Here is a 21565-nt window from a genome sequence, read left to right on the forward strand (position 1 = left end):
ACACCTCGGCGCCCGCGGGCGGTCAGTCGTCGCTCGCGCGGTGCGCTGCGACGGAAGTCGTCGGTCGCGGCAGGCTGCACAGGCGGTCGGCGCCATCGCCCTGCCTGCTCGTCGAGCGGGTCCCGTTGCGGGGCCCGGCGGAAAGCCGGCGGCGCCTGGCGAGCGCGATGCGCTGGTGCGGCGAGCACGGTCACGGTGTCGGGGCGGTGTGGGCGCCCCGGAACCGCGTTCAGTATCGCACAAGGACCGTCGGGGGCCCTCAGCGACACGGTCCGGTGTGACGACGTCGCGTCAGCAAGCGGGACCTTGGTCCCACGGACCCGCGCACCGCCGACCTAGCGTCGGAGGCGGTCCTGGGCGTCACCGCCGGACCGGTGCGCGCGCCCCACCACGGGTGCGCGGACCCGCCGCGCTCGACCCGACGGAGACCCCGCGTGGAAGCCCTCGACCTGGCCCGCTGGCAGTTCGGTGTCACGACCGTCTACCACTTCATCTTCGTCCCGCTCACGATCGGGCTCTCCCCGCTCGTGGCGCTCATGCAGACGTTCTGGGTCCGCACGGGCGACGAGCGGTGGCTGCGCCTGACGAAGTTCTTCGGGAAGCTGTTCCTGATCAACTTCGCGATCGGCGTCGCGACGGGCATCGTCCAGGAGTTCCAGTTCGGCATGAACTGGAGCGAGTACTCACGCTTCGTCGGCGACGTGTTCGGCGCGCCGCTCGCGATGGAGGCGCTCGCCGCGTTCTTCGTCGAGTCGACGTTCCTCGGCCTGTGGATCTTCGGGTGGGACAAGCTGCCCAAGAAGATCCACCTCGCCTGCATCTGGGCCGTCGCGCTCGCGACGAACCTGTCCGCGTTCTTCATCCTCGCGGCGAACTCGTGGATGCAGCACCCCGTCGGCGCGGTGCTCAACACCGAGACGGGCCGCGCGGAGATGGTCGACATCGTCGCGGTCCTCACGAACCCGACGGTGCTGGCCGCGTTCCCGCACGCGATCACCGCCGCGCTGCTCACCGCCGGCACGTTCGTCGCCGGGATCGGTGCGTGGTGGATGGTCCGCAGCGTGCGCCGCGGCGACGTGGACCTCGCGCGCACCGTCTACCGCCCGGCCGTCGTGCTCGGCACGGTCACGATGCTCGTCGCCGGCGCCGGCCTCGCCGTCACGGGCGACTGGCAGGCCAAGCTCATGTTCGTCCAGCAGCCCATGAAGATGGCCGCGGCCGAGGCCCTGTGCGAGAGCACCGACGGCGCGGCGTTCTCGATCCTCGCGATCGGCGACCTCGCGAACGACTGCGACGGCGTGAGCCACCTCGTCGAGATCCCCGGGATGACCGCGTTCCTGGCGACGGGCCGGTTCGACGCGCCGCTCGACGGCGTGCACGACCTGCAGGCGCAGTACGAGGAGAAGTACGGCGCCGGGGTGGACTACACGCCGAACCTCGCGGTCACGTACTGGAGCTTCCGGCTCATGATCGGCATGGCCGCCGGGTCGGCGCTGCTCGCCATCGCCGCGCTGTGGTTCACGCGCCGCGGCCGGGTCAGCGACAACCCGTGGCTCGCCCGGATCGCGCTCGCGGCGATCCCGACGCCGTTCCTCGCGTCGGCGTTCGGCTGGATCTTCACCGAGATGGGGCGCCAGCCGTGGGTCGTCGTGCCCAACCCCAACCCGAGCGGCGTCGACGGGGTGTGGCTGCTGACCGCGCGCGGCGTCTCCGAGGTCGTGAGCCCGGCCATGGTGATCACGTCGATGGCGGCGTTCACGCTGCTCTACGGGGTGCTCGCGGTGATCTGGTTCCGGCTCATGCACCGCTTCGCCGTCGAGGGAGTCGCGGCGTCCGAGCACGACCCGAGCCCCGAGGCGCGCACCGACGACCCCGACGACCCGGACGCCGCGGCCGACCGCCCGCTGTCCTTCGCGTACTGAGGCAGGAGACAGGGAGACGACATGGAGCTCACGACCGTCTGGTTCCTGCTCATCGCCGTCCTGTGGACCGGCTACCTCGTCCTCGAGGGCTTCGACTTCGGGGTCGGCATGCTCCTGCCCGTGCTCGGGCGCCGGAACAACACCGACCGCCGCGTCATGATCAACACGATCGGCCCGGTCTGGGACGGCAACGAGGTCTGGCTGCTCACGGCCGGCGGCGCGACGTTCGCGGCGTTCCCCGAGTGGTACGCGACGCTCTTCTCGGGCTTCTACCTCCCGCTCCTGCTCATCCTGCTCGCGCTGATCGTCCGGGTCGTGGCCTTCGAGTGGCGCGGCAAGATCGACGACGACCGGTGGCGCGCACGTGCGGACCTCGCGCTGACCGTCGGCTCGTGGGTCCCCGCGGTGCTCTGGGGCGTGGCGTTCGCGAACATCGTGCGCGGGGTCGAGCTCGACGCGGACCACCAGTACGTCGGCGGCCTCGTCGCGCTGCTCAACCCGTTCGCGCTGCTCGGCGGGGCGGTCACGGCGCTGCTGTTCCTCACGCACGGCGCGGTGTTCCTCGCGCTCAAGTCGGCCGGCGACGTGCGGGAGCGCGCCGGTGCGCTGGCCGCGCGGCTCGCCCCGGTGACGCTCGCCGTCACCGCGGCCTGGGCCGTGTGGGCGCAGCTCGGGTACTCGGTCGCATGGACCTGGGGCGCCGTCGGGCTGGCCGCGGCCGCGCTGCTCGTGCTCGTCCGTGCGACCCGGGAGCGGCGCGAGGGCTGGGCGTTCGTCGCCTCGGCCGTCACGATCGTCGCGGCGGTCGTGCTGATCTTCGGCTCGCTCTTCCCCGACGTGATGCCCGCGTCCGACCCGGCGAACTCGCTGACCGTGACCAACGCGTCCTCGACCGACTACACATTGACGGTCATGACGTGGGTCGCGGCGGCGCTCACGCCGCTCGTGCTGCTCTACCAGGGCTGGACGTACTGGGTGTTCCGGAAGCGGGTCTCTGCGGAGCAGATCCCGGCGAGCGTGGGCCTGACGTTCGCGCGCCGGTCCCCCGCCGCGGGCGTCGGAGCCGGTGTCGCGTCGGGCGCCGGTGGCGGCCCGGCGGACGACGCGGGCCGGCCGACCGCGCCGTGAGACGCTGCCCGGCGTGAAGCCGCTCGACCCCCGGCTGCTGCGGCACGCCCGCGCCGCGCGCCGCTACATCGCCCTGACGGTCACGCTCGGGGTCCTCGTCGCGGGGCTCGTCGTGGCACAGGCGCTCCTGCTCGCGCACGCCCTCGCCGCCGCGGTGCACGACGGCGCGACCCTGCGCGAGATCGCCCCGCAGGTCGCCGCCATCGCGGGGGTGGTCGCGGTGCGCGCCCTCCTCGCGGGGGTGCAGGAGCGGTACGCGCACCGTGCGGCCACGCGCGTGATCGGTGACCTGCGCGCGCAGCTCGTCGAGCGGTCCGCGCTGCTGGGTCCGCGGTGGACCGCCGAGGGCGACGGGTCGCGGGTCGTGACGCTCGCGACGCGCGGGATCGACGCGCTCGAGCCGTACTTCGTGCGGTACCTGCCGCAGCTCGTGCTGGCGGCCACGGTGACCCCGGCGACGCTCGTCGTGATCCTGGGGCTCGACTGGGTCTCGGCGGCGATCGTGGCCGGCACGATCCCGCTCGTGCCGCTGTTCATGGTGCTCGTCGGGCGGCTCACGCAGGGACGCTCGGAGCGCGGGCTGCGCGTGATGCAGCGCCTCGGCTCGCAGGTGCTCGACCTCCTCGCGGGACTCGCGACGCTGCGGGCGTTCGGGCGCGAGCTCGGGCCCGTGGCGCGCGTGCGCGAGCTCGGCGACGCGCACCGCCGCGCGACGATGAGCACGCTGCGCGTGGCGTTCCTCTCCGGCATGGTGCTCGAGCTGCTGACCACGCTGTCCGTCGCGCTCGTGGCCGTCGGCATCGGGCTCCGGCTCGTCTACGGCGAGCTCGACCTCGTCACGGGTCTCGCGGTGCTCGTGCTCGCGCCCGAGGTGTACCTGCCGCTGCGCCAGGTCGGCGCCCAGTTCCACGCGTCGACCGACGGCGTCGCTGCCGCCGAGCAGGTGTTCGCGGTGCTCGAGACCCCGCTCCCCCCGCGTGGCACGCACCCGGCGCCGGACCTGCGGACCGCGTCGCTCCGGCTGCGCGGCGTCGGGGTGCGGGCCCCCGGCCGCGACGTGCTCGCACCCGCGGGCCTCGACCTCGACGTCCGACCCGGCACGGTCGTCGCGCTCACCGGCCCGAGCGGGACCGGCAAGACGACCGCGGTCGACGTGCTGCTCGGCCTCGTGCCCGCCGAGCTCGGCACGGTGGAGCTGGTCGGCCCGGACGGGACGACGCTGCCGCTCACCGACGTCGACCCGGCGACGTTCTGGGCGCAGGTCGCGTGGCTCCCCCAGCGTCCGCTGCTCGAGCCGGGCACGCTCGGTGACGTCGTGACCGGGGGCGAGGACGTCGCGCCCCCCGAGCGCGACGCCGCGGCCGCGCTGACCGGGCTCGACACGGTCGTGGCCGCCGCGCCGCTCGGCTGGCAGACGCCGTGCGGACGCGGGGGCGAGGGGCTGAGCGTCGGGCAGCGCCAGCGCGCGGCCCTCACGCGCGCGCTGCTCGGCAGGGCCCCGCTCATCGTGCTCGACGAGCCGACCGCGCACCTCGACGCCGCGGGTGAGCAGGTCGTGCTGGACACCGTCACGGCGCTGCGCGACGCGGGGCGCACCGTCGTGCTCGTCGCGCACCGCGCGTCGCTGCTCGCGGTGGCCGACGAGGTCGTCGAGGTGCGGCAGGCCGCCCTCCCCGCGGCGCCCGCCCCCGCCTCCCGGCACGGCGCCGGACCGGACCGCGCGGAGGTCGTCGCATGAGCGCACCCGCACGCCCCTGGACCGCCGACGACCCCCTGCGCCGCGCGCTCGTGCTGCTCGACGTCGACCGCGCCCGCGTCGGGCTCGCGGTCGGCCTCGGCGTGCTGAGCCTCGGCTCCGCGGTCGCGCTCGCGGCGGTCGCAGCGTGGCTCATCGCGCGCGCGTCGCAGATGCCGCCCGTCCTCGAGCTCTCCGTCGCGACCGTCGCCGTGCGCGCGTTCGGGATCGGCCGCGGCACGTTCCGCTACGTCGAGCGGCTGACCTCGCACGACGTCGCGCTGCGCGGCATGGCGACGCTGCGCACAACTCTCTACGAGCAGGTCGCGAGAGGTCGGGTCGGAGCCGCTCTCGCGCTGCGCCGCGGCGACCTGCTCGCCCGGGTGGGCGCGGACGTCGACACCGTCGGCGACGCGGTCGTGCGCGGGCTCCTGCCCGCCGCGGTGGCCGCGGTGCTCGGCCTGGGCACCGTCGTCGCGATGGCCCTGTTCCTGCCCGCCGCGGGGCTCGCGCTCGCGGCGTGCCTCGTGCTCGCCGGTGTGGTGTCGCCCGCGCTGGCCGCCCGCGCGGCCCGGACCAGCGAGTCGCGGGCGGTCGACGCGCGGGCGACCGTCGCGAGCGTGTCGCTCGGCGTGCTCGACGCCCCCGGGCCGGTGACCGTCGCCGGCCTCCTGCCGCGCGAGCTCGACGCCCTCCGGTCCGCCGACGCGGCCCTCGCGCGCGCGGTCGACGCCGGCGCCCGGCCCGCTGCGCTCTCGGCGGCGCTCGGGCAGCTCGCGGTCGGCCTCGCGGTCCTCGCCGCGCTCGTGCTCGGCGTCCCGGCGCTCACCGCCGGCACGGTCGCCCCGGTCGAGCTCGCGGTGCTCGTCCTCACGCCGCTCGCGGCGTTCGAGGCCACGGCCGTCCTGCCCGCGGCCGCGATCCAGGTGCAGCGCTCGCGTGCGGCCGCCGGGCGCGTGCTCGCGCTGCTCGACGAGGCGGCTCCGGACGAGGTCATCCCTGACGAGGCGTTGCCGGACGGGGCGATGCCGGACGAGGCGGTGCCGGACGCGGGCTCGCCCGACCCCCCGGCGCACCCGTCGTCGGCCTCCCTCGCCGCGCGCGACCTCGCGTGCGGCTGGCCGGGCCGCGAGCTCGTCGTCCGGGGGCTCGACCTCGACGTGCACCCGGGCCGGTCGCTCGCGGTCGTCGGACCGAGCGGCACCGGCAAGACGACGCTGCTGCTCACGCTCGCGGGCCTGCTCCCGTCCCGCGGCGGAAGCCTCACGCTGGGCGGGGTCCCGCTCGACGCCCTGTCGCGCGGCGACGTCACCTCACGGGCCGTGCTCACCACCGAGGACGCGCACCTGTTCGAGACGACGGTCCTGGAGAACCTGCGCGTCGCGCGCGGCGACGTGACCGAGGACGAGGCGCGCGCCGCGCTCGACCGCGCCGGGCTCACCGCGTGGCTCGGGGGCCTGCCGGACGGCCTCGCCACGCCGCTCGGCGCCGACGGCCGCAACGTCTCGGGCGGTGAGCGCCGGCGGCTCCTGCTCGCCCGCGCGCTCCTCTCGCCGGCGCCGCTCCTCCTCGTCGACGAGCCCGCCGAGCACCTCGACACCGCGACCGCGGACCGGCTCGTCCGCGACCTGCTCACCACCGGCACCGTCCCGCTCCCCGCCGGCCCCGGCTCCGCCGCGCCCACGCCCGCCCGCGGCGTCGTCGTCGTGACGCACCGCCTCTCCGCGCTCGACGCCGCCGACGAGGTCCTCGTGCTGCGCGACGGCCGGGTCGCGGCGCGCGGCACGCACGCGGAGCTCCTCGCCCGGGACGCGGGCTACCGTGAGGCCGAGGCGCGGGAGCGGCGCGAGCAGCACGAGCAGCGGGAGGACGCATGACCGACGCGGCGACGCGAGCGCCCCGGCCGGGTGGGCCGGCGGACGCGGCGCGGGACAACGACGTCGTCACCGGCGACGGCCTGACCGACCTGCTCAACGCCGTGCTCTCGGTCGCGAGCGGGCTCGACCTGCGCGGGGTCATGGAGCGCTTCGTCAAGGTCAGCGCCGAGCTCACGCACGCGCGCTACGGCGCGATCAACGTGCTCGACGCGCGCGGGGCGTCGACGACGTTCGTGCAGACCGGGATGCCCACGTCGATCGCCGAGATGATGAGCAACCCGCCGCACTCGATCGGCGTGCTCGGCCGCATCCCCGCGCACGGCGTCCTGCTGCTCGACGACCTCACGCGGCACCCCGCGTTCCGCGGCTTCCCGCCCGACCACCCGCCGATGGGCTCGTTCCTCGGGGCCGCCGTGCGCGTCCGCGAGCAGGTCTACGGCTACCTCTACCTGTCGGAGAAGGACGGCGGCTTCACGCGGGCGGACGCGGAGGTCGTCGTCGCGCTGGCCGCCGCCGCGGGCATCGCGGTCGCGAACGCGCAGCTCTACGCGGACGCCGCCCGCCGCGAGCACTGGCTGCGCGCGGGCCAGGACATCACGACGATGCTGCTCTCGGGCGTCGACGAGGAGGAGGCGCTCGAGCACATCGCAGCGACGGCACGCGAGGTCGCGGGCGCTGACACCGCCGCGCTCGCGCTCCCCGGGGTCGGCGGCGAGCTCGTCATCGAGCTCGCCGACGGGCACGCCGCCGAGAGCCTCATCGGCGCGGTCATGCCGCGTGACGGCCGGTCGTGGGCCGTGATGGACGAGGGCCGCGGCCTGCTCGTCGAGTCGCTCTCGCAGTCGCGCGTGGTGCGGGTCGCGCCGATGCGCGCGTTCGGGCCCGCGCTGTTCGCACCGCTGCAGACCTCGGGCCGCGGCGTCGGCGTGCTGATCGTGCTCCGCCGCATCGGCAGCGCGCCGTTCGAGCCGAGCGACCTCGTGACCGCGGAGTCGTTCGCCGCGCAGGCCGCCCTCGCGTTCGTGCTCGCCGAGGCGCGCCACGCGCAGGACGTCGCGGCGCTGCTCGACGAGCGCGAGCGGATCGCGCGCGACCTGCACGACCTCGCGATCCAGCAGCTCTTCGCGACCGGCATGCAGCTCGAGACGGTCCGCCGCCGGGCCGCGCGCGGCGTGGACCCCAGCGAGCTCATGGGCATCGTCGAGGACGCGCTCGACAACGTCGACGGCTCGGTCCGGCAGATCCGTCAGATCGTCTACGCGCTGCGCGACCCCGACGCGGCGACCGGGCTCGTCGAGCGCCTGCGCCGGGAGGCGTCGCTCGCGCGCACCGGGCTCGGCTTCGCGCCGTCGTTCGTCGTCTCGCTCGACGGCACCGTGGTGCCCGACGGCGACTACATCGAGGCCGACCAGCTCGACGCACGCATCGGCCCCGACCTCACCGACGACGTCGTCGCCGTGGTGCGCGAGGGTCTCGCGAACGCCGCCCGCCACGCGCAGGCGTCGTCGGTGTCGGTGCGCGTCTCGGTGCGGGGCTCGGGGCCCACCGGTCGGGTGCTCGTGGAGGTCGAGGACGACGGCGCCGGCCTCGCGGGCCGCAGCGACCGGCGGTCCGGCACGGGCAACCTCGCCGCGCGTGCCCGCCAGCACGGCGGCACCTTCAGCCTCGGCGCGACGCCCGACGGCCGCGGCGCGCTGCTCTCGTGGGAGGCGCCGCTCGGCTGAGCGGGGTCAGTGACCCGTCTCGGCGCGCCAGCCGCTGTGCTTGCGCGCGGCGACCCACGCGGCCACCTGGGTGCGCCGCTGGAGGCCCATCTTCGCGAGCAGCGACGTGATGTGGTTCTTGACCGTCTTCTCCGCGACCCCGAGCCGCTCGGCGATCTCCCGGTTGGACATGCCCTCGCCGATGAGGTCGAGCACCTTGAGCTCGCTCGGCGTGAGGTTCTCCGTCGGGTCCTCGTGGCCCGCACGGCGGCGCGTCACGGTGCGCTCGTCGAGCAGCGTGCGGCCCGAGGCGACGGCCTTGATGACCTCGGTGATCTCGGCGCCGCGGACGCTCTTGAGCAGGTACGCGGACGCGCCTGCCTCGAGCGCGGCGGCGAGGGCGTCGTCGTCGTCGAAGGACGTGAGGACGACGGCCTTGACGTCCGGCTGCGTCGCGCGGACCTGGGTCATGAGGTCGATCCCGGTGCCGTCGGGCAGCTGCAGGTCGACGAGCAGGATCTGCGGGCGCACGAGCCCCGCGCGCCGCACGCCGTCCGCGACCGAGCCGGCCTCGGCGATCACGGTCATGCCCTCGGCCCGTTCCACGACCTCCGCGATGCCCCTCCGCACCACCTCGTGGTCGTCGACGATCATGACGCTGATGGGGCGGTCGTTCGCGGCGGGCGGTGTCATCGGGGGCACCGTGGCATCGTACCGAGCAGGAGCCGCCGGACGGCCCACGACCCACGACGCGCACCGGAGGACCCATGACGACCGTGCTGATCCCGACCGGGCTCGACCTCGACCCGGTGCTCCCCGACGGGGTCGAGGCGGCCTGGTACGACCCGCGCGAGCCCGTCCCCGAGGAGCACGTCGACGCCGAGGTGCTCGTCGTCTGGGCGAGCCCCGCCCGCGTGCTCGAGGACGCGGCGCGCCGCCTGCACCGGCTGCGCTGGGTCCAGACGTTCGCCGCCGGGCCCGACGCCGTGCTGGGCGCGGGCTTCGCGGACGACGTCGTCGTCACCTCGGGCCGCGGCCTGCACGACGACCCCGTCGCGGAGCACACGCTCGCCCTGGTCCTCGCGGGGATCCGCGCGCTGCCCGACCTGGTGCGCGCGCAGGACGAGCACCGGTGGGCGAGCGAGCTGACCGGCCACCACCCCGGGCGGCCCGCCGACGCGCTGCGTACGCTGTCGGGCGCGCACGTCCTCGTCTGGGGCTTCGGGTCCATCGCGACGCGGCTCGCCCCGCTCCTGACCGCGCTCGGCGCGCACGTCACCGGGGTCGCGACCACCGCCGGCGAGCGCGCCGGCTACCCCGTCCTCGCGGCGTCCGAGGTCGGCCGCGTGCTGCCCACCACCGACGTGCTGATCGCGATCCTCCCGGCGACGGAGGCGACCCGGCACGCGATCGACGCGGACGTGCTCTCCCGGCTCCCCCGGCACGCGTGGGTCGTCAACGTCGGGCGCGGCTCGACGCTCGACGAGGCGGCGCTGGTCGACGCGCTGCGCGGCGACCGGCTCGGCGGCGCGGCGCTCGACGTCTTCGAGACCGAGCCCCTGCCCGCCGACTCGCCGCTGTGGTCGGAGCGCCGCGTCCTCCTCACTCCGCACGCCGCGGGCGGGCGTCCGGTGGACCCGGGCGGGCTGCTGTCGGAGAACCTCGCGCTGTTCGTCGCCGGCCGGCCGCTGCGCAACACCGTCGAGCGCTGAGGTCAGAACCGCGCGTTGCGGGGCCGCGGCTGGCACACCGGGCAGGTGAACGACGAGCGGTTCATGAACTCGTCGCGCCGGACGAGCGCCCCGCAGCGCGGGCACGGCTCGCCCACCTGCCCGTACACCGCGAGCGACCGGTCGAAGTACCCGGACTGCCCGTTGACGTTGACGTAGAGCGCGTCGAAGCTCGTGCCGCCCTGCGCGAGCGCCGCCCGCATCACCTCGGCCGCGCCGTCGAGCGCCCGCTCGACCTCCGGGCGCCGGAGCGTCTCGGTCGGGCGCGCGTAGTGCAGACGTGCGCGCCACAGGCCCTCGTCGGCGTAGATGTTGCCGATCCCCGACACCAGCGTCTGGTCGAGCAGCGCACGCTTGAGCCCCGTGCGCCGGGCTCGGAGGCGGCGCACGAGGCCCTCCCGGTCGAGCGCCGGGTCGAGCAGGTCGCGGGCGATGTGCACCGCGGGCCCGGGGAGCAGCGGCAGGTCGGAGCCGAGGCCGCCCGGCGCGCCGTCGGGGGTCGGCACGAGGTCCGTGACCGCGAGGTGCCCGAACGTCCGCTGGTCCACGAAGTCGAGCGCGCCCCCGTCGGACAGGCGCACGCGGACGCGCAGGTGCGGGTGGGCGGCGCCCTGCTCGAGCTCCGCGGCCGAGCGCACGAGCAGCTGGCCGCTCATCCCGAGGTGCGCGAGCAGCGCGGCGTCGGCGCGGTCGGTACCGGGCGCGTCGAGCACGACCCAGAGGAACTTGCCGCGGCGCACCGCCGCCTCGAAGCGGCGTCCGGCGAGCCGTCCCGCGAGGTCGAGCGGTCCGCCGACGTGGCGGCGCACGCTGTAGTCGCGGTGCACCTCGACCGCGGCGACCGTGCGACCGAGCACGTGACGGGCCAGGCCGTCGCGGACGGTCTCGACCTCGGGCAGCTCGGGCACAGGCCTCAGGACGCGGGTGCGGGCGCCGTCGGGGGCGTGCCGAGGACGGTCGAGGCGTCGTCGGGGGCGGAGCCGTGGACCGCGGTGCCGTCGACGCGGGCCGCGTCCGCGGCGGCAGCGTCCGCCGCCGCGTCGGCGAGGGCCACGTCGGCCGGGTCGGCGTCCGCGGGGGTCGGCGCGGCGGCGTGCGCGAGCTCCTCGAGCGCCCGGTACGCGGCGGCGGCGGCGTGCTGCTCCGCGAGCTTCTTCGCCGGGCCGGTGCCGCTGCCGCGGACCTCTCCGCCGACGACCGCGTGCGCGGTGAACGTGCGCGCGTGGTCGGGGCCGTCGCCCTGGACGTCGTACGACGGCGCACCCAGGCCGAGCGCCGCGGAGAGCTCCTGCAGGCTCGTCTTCCAGTCGAGGCCCGCGCCCAGGTCGGCCGCGGCCTCGAGCGTGGGACCGACGAGGCGGAGCACCACGCCGCGCGCGGTCTCGAGCCCGTGCGAGAGGTACACGGCGCCGAACAGCGCCTCGAGCGTGTCGGAGAGGATCGAGTCCTTGTCGTGGCCCCCGGTCGCGAGCTCGCCCTTGCCGAGCAGCACATAGGCGCCCAGGTCGAGCTCGCGCGCGACCCCCGCGAGCGCGCGCTGCGAGACGGTCGCCGCGCGCATCTTCGCGAGCTCGCCCTCGGACTGCGACGGGTGCCCGCGGTACAGCTCCTCGGTCACGACGAGCCCGAGGACGGTGTCGCCGAGGAACTCGAGACGCTCGTTCGTGGGGATCCCGCCGGCCTCGTGCGCGAACGACCGGTGCGTCAGGGACAGCACGAGAAGCTCGGGGTCCAGGAGGACCCCGAGCTTCTCGACGAGCTGGGCGGCTGCGAGGCTCATGCGGGCGTCGGTGACGGGTGCACGCGGATCACGGCCGGCGACGTCGGCGTCAGCCGACCTCGTGCTCGCTACGGATGGCCTCGACGTAGCGGCGGTTGTTGTACGCACCGCAGGACGGGCACGCCGTGTGCGGGCGCGTCTGCGCCTTGCACTGCGGGCAGGTGGCGAGCGCGGTGGCAGTGGTCTTCCACTGCGACCGACGCGCACGGGTGTTGCTGCGCGACATCTTGCGCTTCGGAACAGCCACGGCTAGCTCTCTTTCGTGTCGTCTTGCGTGCTCGTCAGGCCACCGAGCGCGGCCCACCGAGGGTCAAGGATCTCATGCGTGTGGTCCGGGTCGTCCGCCAGGCGTGCTCCGCACTCGGAGCACAGTCCTGGGCAGTCGGGCCCGCACAGCGGTTGGAACGGCAGCACAGGGACCACCGTGTCGCGCAGCGCAGGCTCGAGGTCGACCAGGTCGCCCTCGAGCTCACGCACGTCCTCGTCGTCGTCGCCGTCCTCGACCGCGACGGCGGCACGCTCGGGGTAGACGTAGAGCTCCTGGAAGGTGACGTCGACGTCCTCGACGACCTCCTCCAGGCAGCGCACGCACTCCCCGACCGCCCGGCCGCGGACGGATCCGGAGACCAGGACCCCCTCCATGACCGCCTCGAGCCGCAGATCCAGCTCGAGGTCGCTCCCGGCGAGGATGCCGATCACGTCGGTACCGAGGTCCTCGGGCGCCGGGACGGTCCGCTGCACGGTCCGCATCGATCCCGGACGTCGGCCGAGCTCGTGGGTGTCGAGCACGAACGGCGAGCGGGGATCGAGGTGTGTCGCGCGCTGCACGGTCCAGGTTCCCGTCATGAGGTGTCTCGGTCACGCCATGACCGGCAGGACCAACGGACAATAGTACGGTACGGGCGGCGCTCGCCCAAACCGTCGGCGCGTCCGTCGCCCTCGGTCGGCTCAGTCGTCCTCGGAGCCCGAGAGCCTGCCCGCGAGCTTCGCGCGGCCGGCCTGCACCTGGCTCAGCACCCGGCCGAGGTCGATCTCGAAGTCGGCGAGGCGCCGGTCGCAGTAGTCGTCGGCGTCGCGGCTGAGCATCTCGGCGGTCTGCTCCGCCTCGCGCACGATCTCGGCGGCCCGGGCGCGTGCCTGCGCGACGACCTCCTCGGCGTCCACGAGCTGCGCCGCGCGCTCCCGGGCCCGCGCCAGCAGCGCGTCCGCGTCCGCCTGCGCCTCAGCGCGCGCCTGGTCCGCGTCGGCGAGCACCTCGTCGGCGCGCGTGAGCTGCGAGGGCAGGACGTCGCGCGCCTGCTCGACGAGGTCGAGCAGCTCCGCGCGGTTCACGAGCACCGAGGACGACATCGGCATCGCGCGGGCGGCCGAGATCGCCGACGCGAGCGCGTCGAGGATGCCCGTCAGCCCCTCGGGCTGCATCCGGTCCTGCGCCTCCGCGTCACGGTCGTCGTACATGCTCATCCGGTGCTCCTCCCCGGCGCCGGGCGCACGCCCAGCGCCTCCCGTACCGCCTGGGCCACGGCCGGGGGCACGAGGTCCTCGACCGCGCCGCCGAACCGCGCGACGTCCTTCACGAGCGACGACGCGATGTGCGCGAGCGCGGGGTCGCCGACGACGAACACCGTCTCGACGCCCGACAGGTGCCGGTTCATCAGCGCCATCGGCAGCTCGGCGTCGAAGTCGGCGCCGCCGCGCAGGCCCTTGACCACCGCGACCGCTCCCTGCGCCCGCACGAAGTCGGCGAGCAGGCCGACGACCGGCTCGACGCGCACGCCGCCGAGGTCGGCGACCGCCTCGCGGGCCAGCCGCACCCGGTCCTCGACGCCCAGCAGCGCCGACTTCGAGGAGTTGCTCGCGACACCGACGACGACCTCGTCGAACATCGCGCGCGCGCGGCGCACGACGTCGAGGTGGCCGAGGGTGATCGGGTCGAACGACCCGGGACAGACGGCTGTGGTCACGCGGCCAACCTACGCGAGGGCCCTGCCGGGTGCGCGGACCCGCTGCTCAGCCGGGTGCGCCGCGGTCCGCGCCGTCAGCCGGACAGCGCCTCAGTCACCCGGAGCCGCCGGGTCGCCCGCGCCGCCGTCCGCGCCCGGGTGCGCCGGCTCGGCGAACCACACGCGCGTGTCGCCGTACGCGCGCACGTCGAAGCGCTCGAGGCCCGCGGGCCAGGTCGGCTCGGTGCTCCGTGCCGCGCGCTCGACGACCACCACGGCGTCCGGGTCGAGCGAGCCGGTCACGCCGAGGAGGACCTGGGCGAGGTCCTCGTCGGACACGTCGTAGGGCGGGTCGACGAGCACGAGGTCCCACGGTGCGACGGCGGCGCGACCGACGAACCGCTCGGCCCGCTCGGCGACGACCGCGACCCGGTCGGTGAGCCCGAGCGCCCGGGCGTTGCGGCGGCACACGTCCGCCGCGACCCGCGCGTGCTCGACGAGCGTCGCGTGCACCGCTCCCCTGCTCACCGCCTCGATGCCGAGCGCGCCCGAGCCCGCGTAGAGGTCGAGCACGCGCGCGCCGTCGAGCACGCCCAGGTGCCCGAGGCGGGAGAAGAGCGCCTCGCGCACGCGCTCGCTGGTCGGGCGGGTGCCCTTGGGCGGGACCTCGAGGCTGCGGCCGCCGACCGTCCCCGCGACGACCCGCGTCACCGCGCACCCCCGGCCGGCGCCGGCGGGGTGTCGCCGGACAGGCCCAGCCGCTCCGCGAGCGTCCGGGTGCTCGTGGCGACGGCCACGACCACGAGGCTCAGGGCCGTCTGGACCACGACCACCTCCGGGTGCACGCGCCCGAGGAACACGCTCACCAGCACCGGGACCAGGCCCAGCACGAGCACGTCGGGACCGCGCGCGAGCACCGAGGTGACGCCGGTCGGGATCGCGCCCATGGGGGTCGCGATCAGCGGGGCCGACCAGTCGGGCGCGGGCCGGTACGCCGCCCGGACCGCCGCGCCCGCCCACACCGGCACCGCGGCGACGCCGAGCGCCAGCCAGCCGGGCACGTCCTGGTGCCACAGCCCCACGACGCCGAACGCGACGAGCGACCACGCGGCCATCGCGACCGCGGGCACGACCATGCGCAGGAGCCGCACGTCGCGCGCCCCGAGGGGCAGCAGCCGGTCGAGCACGGGCGCCATCTCCGCCCGCCGCGCCCCCTCCGCCGCTGTGGTCGTCGCGACGAAGCCGCCGACGACGAGCGCGATCGCGAACCCGACGGGACCCGCCAGCTCGGGGGCCGTGCCGACGAGCGCGGGGACCAGGGCGGTCGCGAGGAGCAGCACGAGCCGGCGCGGCGAGCGCAGCACGACGAGCGCGTCCGCCACGACGAGCGCCGAGGACGGGCCGCGCACGAGCCGCAGCCGGGACGCGCGCCGGCGGCGGGGCAGCGACGCGTCGGTGAGCACCCGTCCGAGCTCGCGCGTGTCGAGCGAGACGACCGCGCCGACGGCCTGGCTCGCGACGGCGCCGCCCGCGCGCAGCGAGCGCGACGGGATCCGCTCGAGGCGGCGGTCCACCGCGACGACGAGCGCGCCGGCGACGGCCACGAGCCCGACGAGCGTGAGCGGCGAGACCGCGGGCAGCCCGGCGGGACGCCACCCCGCAACCCCGCTCGCCACCGCGAGGACCACCGCACCGGCGAGCACGAGGTCGCCGGCGACGGAGGTGGCCCGGCGCGAGACGTCGAGGGTCTGCGCCAGCGACGCCCCGAGCACCACGACGGCCGCGCCGAGCGCGGCCGCGAGCACCGTCGAGAGGACCCGTCCCCCCGGGGCGGCGAGCACGCCCGCGTCGAGCACCCCCACCACGACGCCGGTCACGAGCGCGGCACCGGCGGGGACGCGCGCCACGGCGGGCCGCAGCAGCCCGCGCCGCTCGACGGGCAGCGGGAGCCACCACGTCGCCTCCGGACCGCCCGCGCTCACCGGCCCGAGCCGCCCGGACAGCGAGAGCACCACACCGGCGAGCCCGACGACGACCGCGACGACGAGCGCGGACAGGCTGAGCCCCGGCAGCGACCACACGGTGGGGCCCGACGCGCTCCCCGCCTCGGGCAGCGCCTCCCGCAGCGTGCCCGTGACCCCCAGGGCGATGCCGATGCCGATCGCGGCCATGATCGCCGCGTAGTAGACGTCGCCCAGCAGCTCCCCGATCCCGGCGCCCGCACGCTGGTTCGTGGTCGCGGACGTGAACCGGCGGATCGAGCGGCCGCGCGGGAGCTCGCCGACCTCGAAGCGGCCGACCTCGGTCGCGCCGCTCACCGGGGCGCCTGCGCGATGACGTCCGCGGCCTCGTCGGCGCTCAGCACCGGCGACTCGTCGTCGCCCACCAGCACGGCGGCGTCGGCCACGGCGCGCAGGAGCCCGGGATCGTGCGTCGCGAGCAGCACCGCTCCGCCGGCGGCCCGCTCGTCGCGCAGGCGCTGCGCGAGCGCGTCCTGCATGCGGCGGTCGAGCCGCTGCTCGGGCTCGTCGAGCACGAGCAGGGCGCGCGGGCGGACGAAGCCCGCGGCGAGCAGGAGGCGCCGGCGCTGGCCCGACGAGAGCGCCGCGGGCAGCGACGCCGCGTGCGCCGCGAGCCCGAACTCCTCGAGGATCCCGTCGACGACCTCCTGGGCGCCGCGCACGCCGTGGCCGCGGGCCGTGAGGTACAGGTGCTCGGCGACGGTGAGCGCCGGGAAGTACGCGTCGTCGTCGAGCACGCTCGACACCCGCGTCCGGTACGCGACCTCGCGCTCGTCGACCTCGGCCCCGAACACCTGCAGCATGCCGCCCGCCGGGTCGAGCAGCCCGAGCACCGCGCGCAGGATCGTCGACTTGCCGGAGCCGTTCGGGCCGACGAGCCCGAGCACCGAGCCCGGCTCGAGCGTGAACGTCACGGGCGCGCACACCGGTTCGCCGCCGTAGCCGACGAGCAGGTCCTGGGCACGGATCACGGGCGCGGTCGACACGGCGACAGACTACGCAGTGCACCCCGGCGGCCCCCGCCCGCACCAGCCGCTCGACGGCTCACGCCCGGTCGAGGAACTCCTCGCGCTCGCCCGCGAGCTGCCGGTCGATCGCGGCCCGCAGCGCCGGGTGGCCCTCGAGCTCGGGGTCGGCGTCGACGACCTCGCGCGCGTCGGTCCGCGCCTGCTCGATGACCTCGCCGTCGCGCGCGACCCGCAGCAGCCGCAGCGAGCTCGCCGCGCCGGACTGCGCCGCGCCCAGCACGTCGCCCTCGCGCCGCAGCTCGAGGTCGACGGCCGCGAGCGCGAAGCCGTCGCCCGTGGCGGCGAGCGTCGCGAGCCGGGTCGCCGCGGGGGTGCCCTCGGGTGCGTCGGCGACGAGCAGGCAGAGCCCGGGCGCGCTGCCGCGGCCGACACGTCCGCGCAGCTGGTGCAGCTGGGACAGGCCGAACCGGTCGGCGTCGAGCACGACCATGACCGTGGCCTCGGGCACGTCGACCCCGACCTCGATCACCGTGGTCGAGACGAGCACCGGCACGCGGCCGGACGCGAAGTCCGCGAGCGCCCGCTCCTTGTCGTCGGGGGCCATGCGGCCGTGCAGCTCGGCGACGCCGACGCCCGCGAGCGCCGGGAGCGCGCGCAGCTCCTCCGCCACCTGGAGCACGGCCTGCAGCGGCCGCCGGGCGGGGGCCTCCGCGGGCCCCTCGAGGTCGAGCTCGTCCGCAGCCAGCAGGTCGGCGCCGTCGCCCTCGTCGCGCCGTGCGCCGCCCTTGCCCTCGTCGGGGTCGATGCGCGGGCACACGACGTACGCGCGCCCGCCGCGCTCGACCTCCTCGCGCACGCGCCGCCACGTCCGCTCGACCCACGCGGCGTTCTCCGCGGGGACGACGTGCGTCGTGATGCCGCTGCGCCCGGCCGGGACCTCGGTGAGCACCGACGTCTCGAGGTCGCCGAACACCGTCATCGCGACCGTGCGCGGGATGGGCGTCGCGGTCATCACGAGCAGGTGCGGGGTCTGCGCGGCCTTCGCCCGGAGCGTGTCGCGCTGCTCGACGCCGAACCGGTGCTGCTCGTCGACCACCACGAGCCCGAGGTCCGCGAACTGCACCGTCTCCGAGAGCAGCGCGTGGGTGCCGACGACGATGCCGGCCCGCCCGCTCGCGGCGTCGAGCAGGTTCTCGCGGCGCGCCGTCGCGCCCTGCGACCCCGTGAGCAGTGCGACGCGGGTGCTCTGCTCGGCGCCACCGAGGAAGCCGCCCTCGCCGAGCGGGCCGAGCAGCGCCCGCAGGGTCCGTGCGTGCTGCGCGGCGAGCACCTCGGTCGGGGCCAGCAGGGCCGCCTGACCGCCCGCGTCGACGACCTGGAGCATCGCCCGCAGCGCGACGACGGTCTTGCCCGAGCCGACCTCGCCCTGCAGGAGCCGCTGCATCGGGTGCGCCGCCGTGAGCTCGCGCTCGAGCTCCTCGCCGACCGCGCGCTGACCCGCGGTGAGCGTGAACGGCAGCTGGGCGTCGAACAGGTCGAGCAGGCCGCCGTCGACCCGCGGGCGGGCGGTCGCGACCGCGCCGACCGCGCGGGACCGGCGCCGCGCGAGCTCGGCCTGCAGCACGAACGCCTCCTCGTACCGGAGCCGGTCGCGGCCGCGCTGCCAGTGCTCGTCGGTGTAGGGCTCGTGCACGTCGAGGAGCGCCTGGCGCAGGCCCACGAGCCCGTGCCGGGCGCGGACGTCGTCGGGCAGCGGGTCCGGCAGGTCCGCCTCGGTCAGGGGGTCGAGCACGGTCCGCACGCAGCGCTGGATCCGCCACGTCGGGGCCGCGGCGGACGCGGGGTAGATCGGGATCGGGCGCGACGCCTCGAGGAACGCGCTCGCCTCGTCGTCCGCGTCGACGCCGATGAGCTGGTAGTCCGGGTGCGTGAGCTGGCGCTGGCCGCGGTAGTCGGAGACGACGCCGGTGAACAGCCCGGTCCGCCCGGCGACGAGGCGTGTCTCGTGCAGCCGCAGCGCGCCGCGCCGCTTCGCGAAGAAGGTCAGGTGGAGCTGGTGGCTCCCGTCGGTCACGACCGCCTGCAGCATCGCGCCGCCGCGCGAGCGCATCTCGCGGACCGTCGCCTGGCGGACCTCCGCCATCACGGTCACGTGCTCGCCGACGACGAGGTGCGCGAGGTCCGTGAACGCCCCCGGCTCGGAGTACCGGCGCGGGTAGTGCCGCAGCAGGTCGCCGCTCGTGCGCAGCCCGAGCTTCGCGAGCGGCGCGGCGCTGCGCTCGCCCAGGACCCGGGCCAGCGGCTCCTCGAGCCGGGGCGCGGGGCGCACGACCGCGTCGTCGGGCACGCTCACCGGCCACCTCCCCGCAGCACGACGTCGGCGGCGTCCGCGACGCCCCGCCCCGTCCACCCGGTGCGGCGCCTCGCCCTGGCGCGCGCCCCTGCCCGTGCCCGCTCGTTCACTCGACCCCCATCCAGTACGACGGCACCCCGTCCGCGGGGCCCGCCCCCAGCACCGTGAGCTCCGGGTGACGCTCGGCGAGGTGCTCCTCGAGCTCGGCCCGAGCCGACGGCGTCACGTCGCACCCGGTCAGCAGCGTGAGCGTCTCCGCCCCGGCGGCGCCGGCGTGCCCCGCGAGCAGCGCGTCGACCGCCGCGAGCGCCGACCCGGGAGCGGGGTCGCGGACCTCGGACGTGCGCAGGCCTTGCAGGCTCCGCAGGCACGCCGCCAGGCGCGCGTCCGCACCGGCGCCGGGGTCCGAGCCCGCGAGCGCGAGCGCCCCGACCGTCACGCGCAGCTCGTCGAGCGCGGGCAGGACGTCGAGCCGGAGCCCGGCCGCCGCGAGCGTCTCGGCGCACCGGTGCGCGAGCGCGGCCGTCGCCTCGTCACCCGGGAGCACGACGACGTGCGAGGAGCCCGTGTCCGTCACGGCGCGCACGAGGTGCCGCTCGCTCACGGCCGCGCCGTCGCAGCGCACGAGCGTCACGGCGCCGAGCGACGCGAGCGGGCCGGCGAGGTCGACCGAGCCCGTGCACGCCACGACGCCCAGGCCCGTCGGGAGCCCCGTCACGGCGCGGTCCACGAGCAGCCGCACGACGACCTGGGCCCGCGACCCGAGCGCGGCGCCGACCACGGCGGCCCCGGGGTCGTCGGTGTGCACGTGGACGTGCCACAGCCCCTCGCCGCCGACGACCGCGACGGAGTCACCGAGCGCCTGCATCCGCGCGCGGAGCTCGGGCGCGAGGTCGGGCGCGGTGCCGGTGACGGGCTCCGCCCCGGCGGGCGGTGGGTCGCCCTCGCCCGACGCCCGCACGAGGAGCATGACCTCGTACGCGCCGCCGCCGTCGCCCAGCCCGTGCGTGCCCGTCCCGCCGTCGGGCACGCTCTCGTCGTCCCGGCCGTGCGCGCCCGCCGCCGGGAGCCAGCCGAGGTCGGGGGCCGCGTCGCCCTCCCCCGCGACGACCCGGCCGAGCGCGCCGAGCAGCACGAGCAGCGCGCACGCGCCCGCGTCCACCACGTGCGCGGCGCGCAGCACCGGGTGCTCGGCGCTGATCCGCCCGAGCGCGGCGTGCCCGTCGCCGAGCGCGGTCGCGAGCACGTCGGGGAGGTCGCCGCCGCGGTCCGCCGCTGCGGTCGCCGACCGCGCGACGACCTCGGCGAGCGTCAGGACGGTGCCCTCCTGGGGCTCGGCGACCGCGTCGCGCGCCGCGTCCGCGGCCGAGGTGAGCGCGCGCGCGAGGTCATCCGGCCCGGCAGACGCCGGGAGGGACCGGGCCAGACCGGCGAGGTACTGGCTCACGATGACGCCCGAGTTGCCGCGCGCCGCCAGCAGCGCCCCGTGCGCGAAGCGGCGCGCGACCGCGTCGGCCCCGGGCTCGAGCGGCCCGGTTCCGGCGCGGTCAGCGGCGTCGGACGCGTCGTCGGGAGCACGTGGACCGTCACCCGCGAGCGTCCGGCCGCCGTCCGGAGCCTCGTCGCGACTCCCGCGCGCCTGCGGGTCCTGCGCCACCGCCTCGGAGCCCCCCGCGACCGTGAGGTAGACGTTGGTCCCCGTGTCGGAGTCCGCCACGGGGAAGACGTTGACGGCGTCGACCCGTGCGCGCGCGGCAGCGAGTGCCGTGGTCGCGGCGGCAGCCCACGCGCGCAGCGCCGTCCCGTCGAGCCGCTCCAACCGCCCGTGCTCCGTTCTCGTCGACGTGCGTCTCTCGTCCCCGTGCGTCGGCCCGCGGACGAGCGCGTGCGCGGGCCGCCGTCTCCGCACGTGCACGCCCGTGGGGCCGTCGCCGCGCGACGCGTGCCCACACGATGCCCCATCCCGCCGACATTTGGGTCGTGGCTCGGGCATGGGCTAGTCTTTCCAGGTTGCCCGGCAGGTCCGCCGCCGGGCGCAGGTGGTGCAGGTCCGTCCCCGCACGGTCCCGCGGCGTCCTCACGGACGGTGCGGAGCGCACCATCCGACCCAGACTTCGCCGCGAGAGCGGCGTGCTCGACCGAACCAGGAGAAGACCGTGGCTGCCACCTGCGACGTCTGCGCCAAGCGCCCGAGCTTCGGGCACAGCGTCTCGCACTCCCACGTGCGCACCAAGCGCCGTTGGAACCCGAACATCCAGCGTGTCCGCGCCGTCGTGGCGGGTGCCCCCAAGCGCCTCAACGTCTGCACGTCGTGCCTCAAGGCCGGCAAGGTGCAGCGCGCGGTCTGACCGCCGCTCCCCGGATGCCTGACGGCCGCTCGGCCGTTACCGAAGGCCCACGAGGTC

At 76.3% G+C, this 21565-nt stretch carries 18 protein-coding genes and 1 pseudogene; 7 read left to right on the forward strand and 12 right to left on the reverse strand.

The window, feature by feature from the left end:
* Positions 1–434 precede the first annotated feature (434 nt).
* The 5 genes from NXY84_RS14460 to NXY84_RS14480 are packed head-to-tail and all read left to right on the forward strand — an operon-like array spanning position 435 to position 8386.
* Complete coding sequence (locus NXY84_RS14460) at positions 435–1922, forward strand: cytochrome ubiquinol oxidase subunit I (protein ID WP_258723768.1); 1488 nt, start codon at positions 435–437, stop codon at positions 1920–1922.
* Between the two features lie 21 nt (positions 1923–1943).
* Entirely contained in the window at positions 1944–3050 is a 1107-nt protein-coding gene (gene cydB, locus NXY84_RS14465) for a cytochrome d ubiquinol oxidase subunit II (RefSeq protein ID WP_258723769.1), read from the forward strand.
* Between the two features lie 13 nt (positions 3051–3063).
* Positions 3064–4788 (forward strand): thiol reductant ABC exporter subunit CydD, encoded by a 1725-nt coding sequence (gene cydD, locus NXY84_RS14470; protein WP_258723770.1) that lies wholly within the window; start codon positions 3064–3066, stop codon positions 4786–4788.
* Positions 4785–6662: a thiol reductant ABC exporter subunit CydC gene (gene cydC / locus NXY84_RS14475; protein ID WP_258723771.1), complete on the forward strand. Its 1878-nt coding sequence runs from the start codon at positions 4785–4787 to the stop codon at positions 6660–6662. The genes cydD and cydC overlap by 4 nt, the downstream gene beginning before the upstream one ends.
* Positions 6659–8386 carry a GAF domain-containing protein gene (locus NXY84_RS14480; protein WP_258723773.1) on the forward strand — a complete coding sequence of 576 codons (1728 nt, stop codon included), beginning with the start codon at positions 6659–6661 and terminating at the stop codon, positions 8384–8386. Before cydC ends, NXY84_RS14480 begins: the two co-directional genes overlap by 4 nt.
* Before the next feature lie 6 nt (positions 8387–8392).
* Here NXY84_RS14480 and NXY84_RS14485 read toward each other — a convergent pair whose 3' ends face one another.
* A complete protein-coding gene (locus tag NXY84_RS14485) occupies positions 8393–9058 on the reverse strand; it encodes a response regulator (protein WP_425322231.1) in 666 nt (221 codons plus the stop codon).
* Positions 9059–9132: 74 nt separating this feature from the next.
* Here NXY84_RS14485 and NXY84_RS14490 point away from each other — a divergent pair, with 74 nt between their 5' ends.
* Positions 9133–10077, forward strand: coding sequence for a phosphoglycerate dehydrogenase (locus NXY84_RS14490; protein WP_258723774.1), 945 nt, complete (start codon positions 9133–9135; stop codon positions 10075–10077).
* A gap of 2 nt (positions 10078–10079) precedes the next feature.
* On the opposite strand, the gene mutM is transcribed toward NXY84_RS14490, so the two are convergent.
* From mutM to NXY84_RS14545, 11 genes and pseudogenes are all read right to left on the reverse strand, one after another.
* Entirely contained in the window at positions 10080–11003 is a 924-nt protein-coding gene (gene mutM, locus NXY84_RS14495) for a bifunctional DNA-formamidopyrimidine glycosylase/DNA-(apurinic or apyrimidinic site) lyase (RefSeq protein WP_258723775.1), read from the reverse strand.
* 155 nt (positions 11004–11158) lie between these two features.
* Positions 11159–11875: pseudogene (gene rnc, locus NXY84_RS14500) on the reverse strand (ribonuclease III); the annotation flags it as partial.
* A gap of 49 nt (positions 11876–11924) precedes the next feature.
* Positions 11925–12122, reverse strand: coding sequence for a 50S ribosomal protein L32 (gene rpmF / locus NXY84_RS14505; protein WP_258723776.1), 198 nt, complete (start codon positions 12120–12122; stop codon positions 11925–11927).
* A gap of 2 nt (positions 12123–12124) precedes the next feature.
* Entirely contained in the window at positions 12125–12721 is a 597-nt protein-coding gene (locus NXY84_RS14510; RefSeq protein ID WP_258723777.1) for a YceD family protein, read from the reverse strand.
* 102 nt (positions 12722–12823) lie between these two features.
* A complete protein-coding gene (locus NXY84_RS14515) occupies positions 12824–13339 on the reverse strand; it encodes a hypothetical protein (protein ID WP_258723778.1) in 516 nt (171 codons plus the stop codon).
* The gene (coaD, locus tag NXY84_RS14520; RefSeq protein WP_258723779.1) at positions 13336–13839 is read right to left on the reverse strand and encodes a pantetheine-phosphate adenylyltransferase; all 504 of its coding nucleotides are present in this window, start codon (positions 13837–13839) and stop codon (positions 13336–13338) included. Before coaD ends, NXY84_RS14515 begins: the two co-directional genes overlap by 4 nt.
* A gap of 90 nt (positions 13840–13929) precedes the next feature.
* On the reverse strand, positions 13930–14529 hold the full coding sequence (gene rsmD, locus NXY84_RS14525) for a 16S rRNA (guanine(966)-N(2))-methyltransferase RsmD (protein WP_258723780.1): 600 nt from the start codon (positions 14527–14529) through the stop codon (positions 13930–13932).
* Positions 14526–16136 (reverse strand): DUF6297 family protein, encoded by a 1611-nt coding sequence (locus NXY84_RS14530; RefSeq protein ID WP_258723781.1) that lies wholly within the window; start codon positions 16134–16136, stop codon positions 14526–14528. The genes rsmD and NXY84_RS14530 overlap by 4 nt, the downstream gene beginning before the upstream one ends.
* Complete coding sequence (locus NXY84_RS14535; RefSeq protein ID WP_258723782.1) at positions 16133–16825, reverse strand: ABC transporter ATP-binding protein; 693 nt, start codon at positions 16823–16825, stop codon at positions 16133–16135. The genes NXY84_RS14530 and NXY84_RS14535 overlap by 4 nt, the downstream gene beginning before the upstream one ends.
* A gap of 58 nt (positions 16826–16883) precedes the next feature.
* A complete protein-coding gene (locus NXY84_RS14540) occupies positions 16884–19160 on the reverse strand; it encodes an ATP-dependent DNA helicase RecG (RefSeq protein WP_258723783.1) in 2277 nt (758 codons plus the stop codon).
* Positions 19161–19266: 106 nt separating this feature from the next.
* Complete coding sequence (locus NXY84_RS14545) at positions 19267–20979, reverse strand: DAK2 domain-containing protein (protein ID WP_258723784.1); 1713 nt, start codon at positions 20977–20979, stop codon at positions 19267–19269.
* 337 nt (positions 20980–21316) lie between these two features.
* On the opposite strand from NXY84_RS14545, the gene rpmB reads away from it, so the two are divergent.
* A complete protein-coding gene (rpmB, locus tag NXY84_RS14550; RefSeq protein ID WP_034632165.1) occupies positions 21317–21508 on the forward strand; it encodes a 50S ribosomal protein L28 in 192 nt (63 codons plus the stop codon).
* Positions 21509–21565 lie beyond the last annotated feature (57 nt).

It is taken from the genome of Cellulomonas sp. NS3 (genome assembly GCF_024757985.1).
In the GTDB taxonomy this organism is placed as follows: Bacteria; Actinomycetota; Actinomycetes; order Actinomycetales; family Cellulomonadaceae; genus Cellulomonas_A.

Coding starts and splice junctions, on each gene's coding strand:
- cydB (WP_258723769.1), top strand. CDS start 1,944: ATGGAGCTCACGACCGTCTGGTTCCTGCTCATCGCCGTCCTGTGGACC.
- cydC (WP_258723771.1), top strand. CDS start 4,785: ATGAGCGCACCCGCACGCCCCTGGACCGCCGACGACCCCCTGCGCCGC.
- NXY84_RS14480 (WP_258723773.1), top strand. CDS start 6,659: ATGACCGACGCGGCGACGCGAGCGCCCCGGCCGGGTGGGCCGGCGGAC.
- NXY84_RS14485 (WP_425322231.1), bottom strand. CDS start 9,058: ATGACACCGCCCGCCGCGAACGACCGCCCCATCAGCGTCATGATCGTC.
- NXY84_RS14490 (WP_258723774.1), top strand. CDS start 9,133: ATGACGACCGTGCTGATCCCGACCGGGCTCGACCTCGACCCGGTGCTC.
- NXY84_RS14510 (WP_258723777.1), bottom strand. CDS start 12,721: ATGACGGGAACCTGGACCGTGCAGCGCGCGACACACCTCGATCCCCGC.
- NXY84_RS14515 (WP_258723778.1), bottom strand. CDS start 13,339: ATGAGCATGTACGACGACCGTGACGCGGAGGCGCAGGACCGGATGCAG.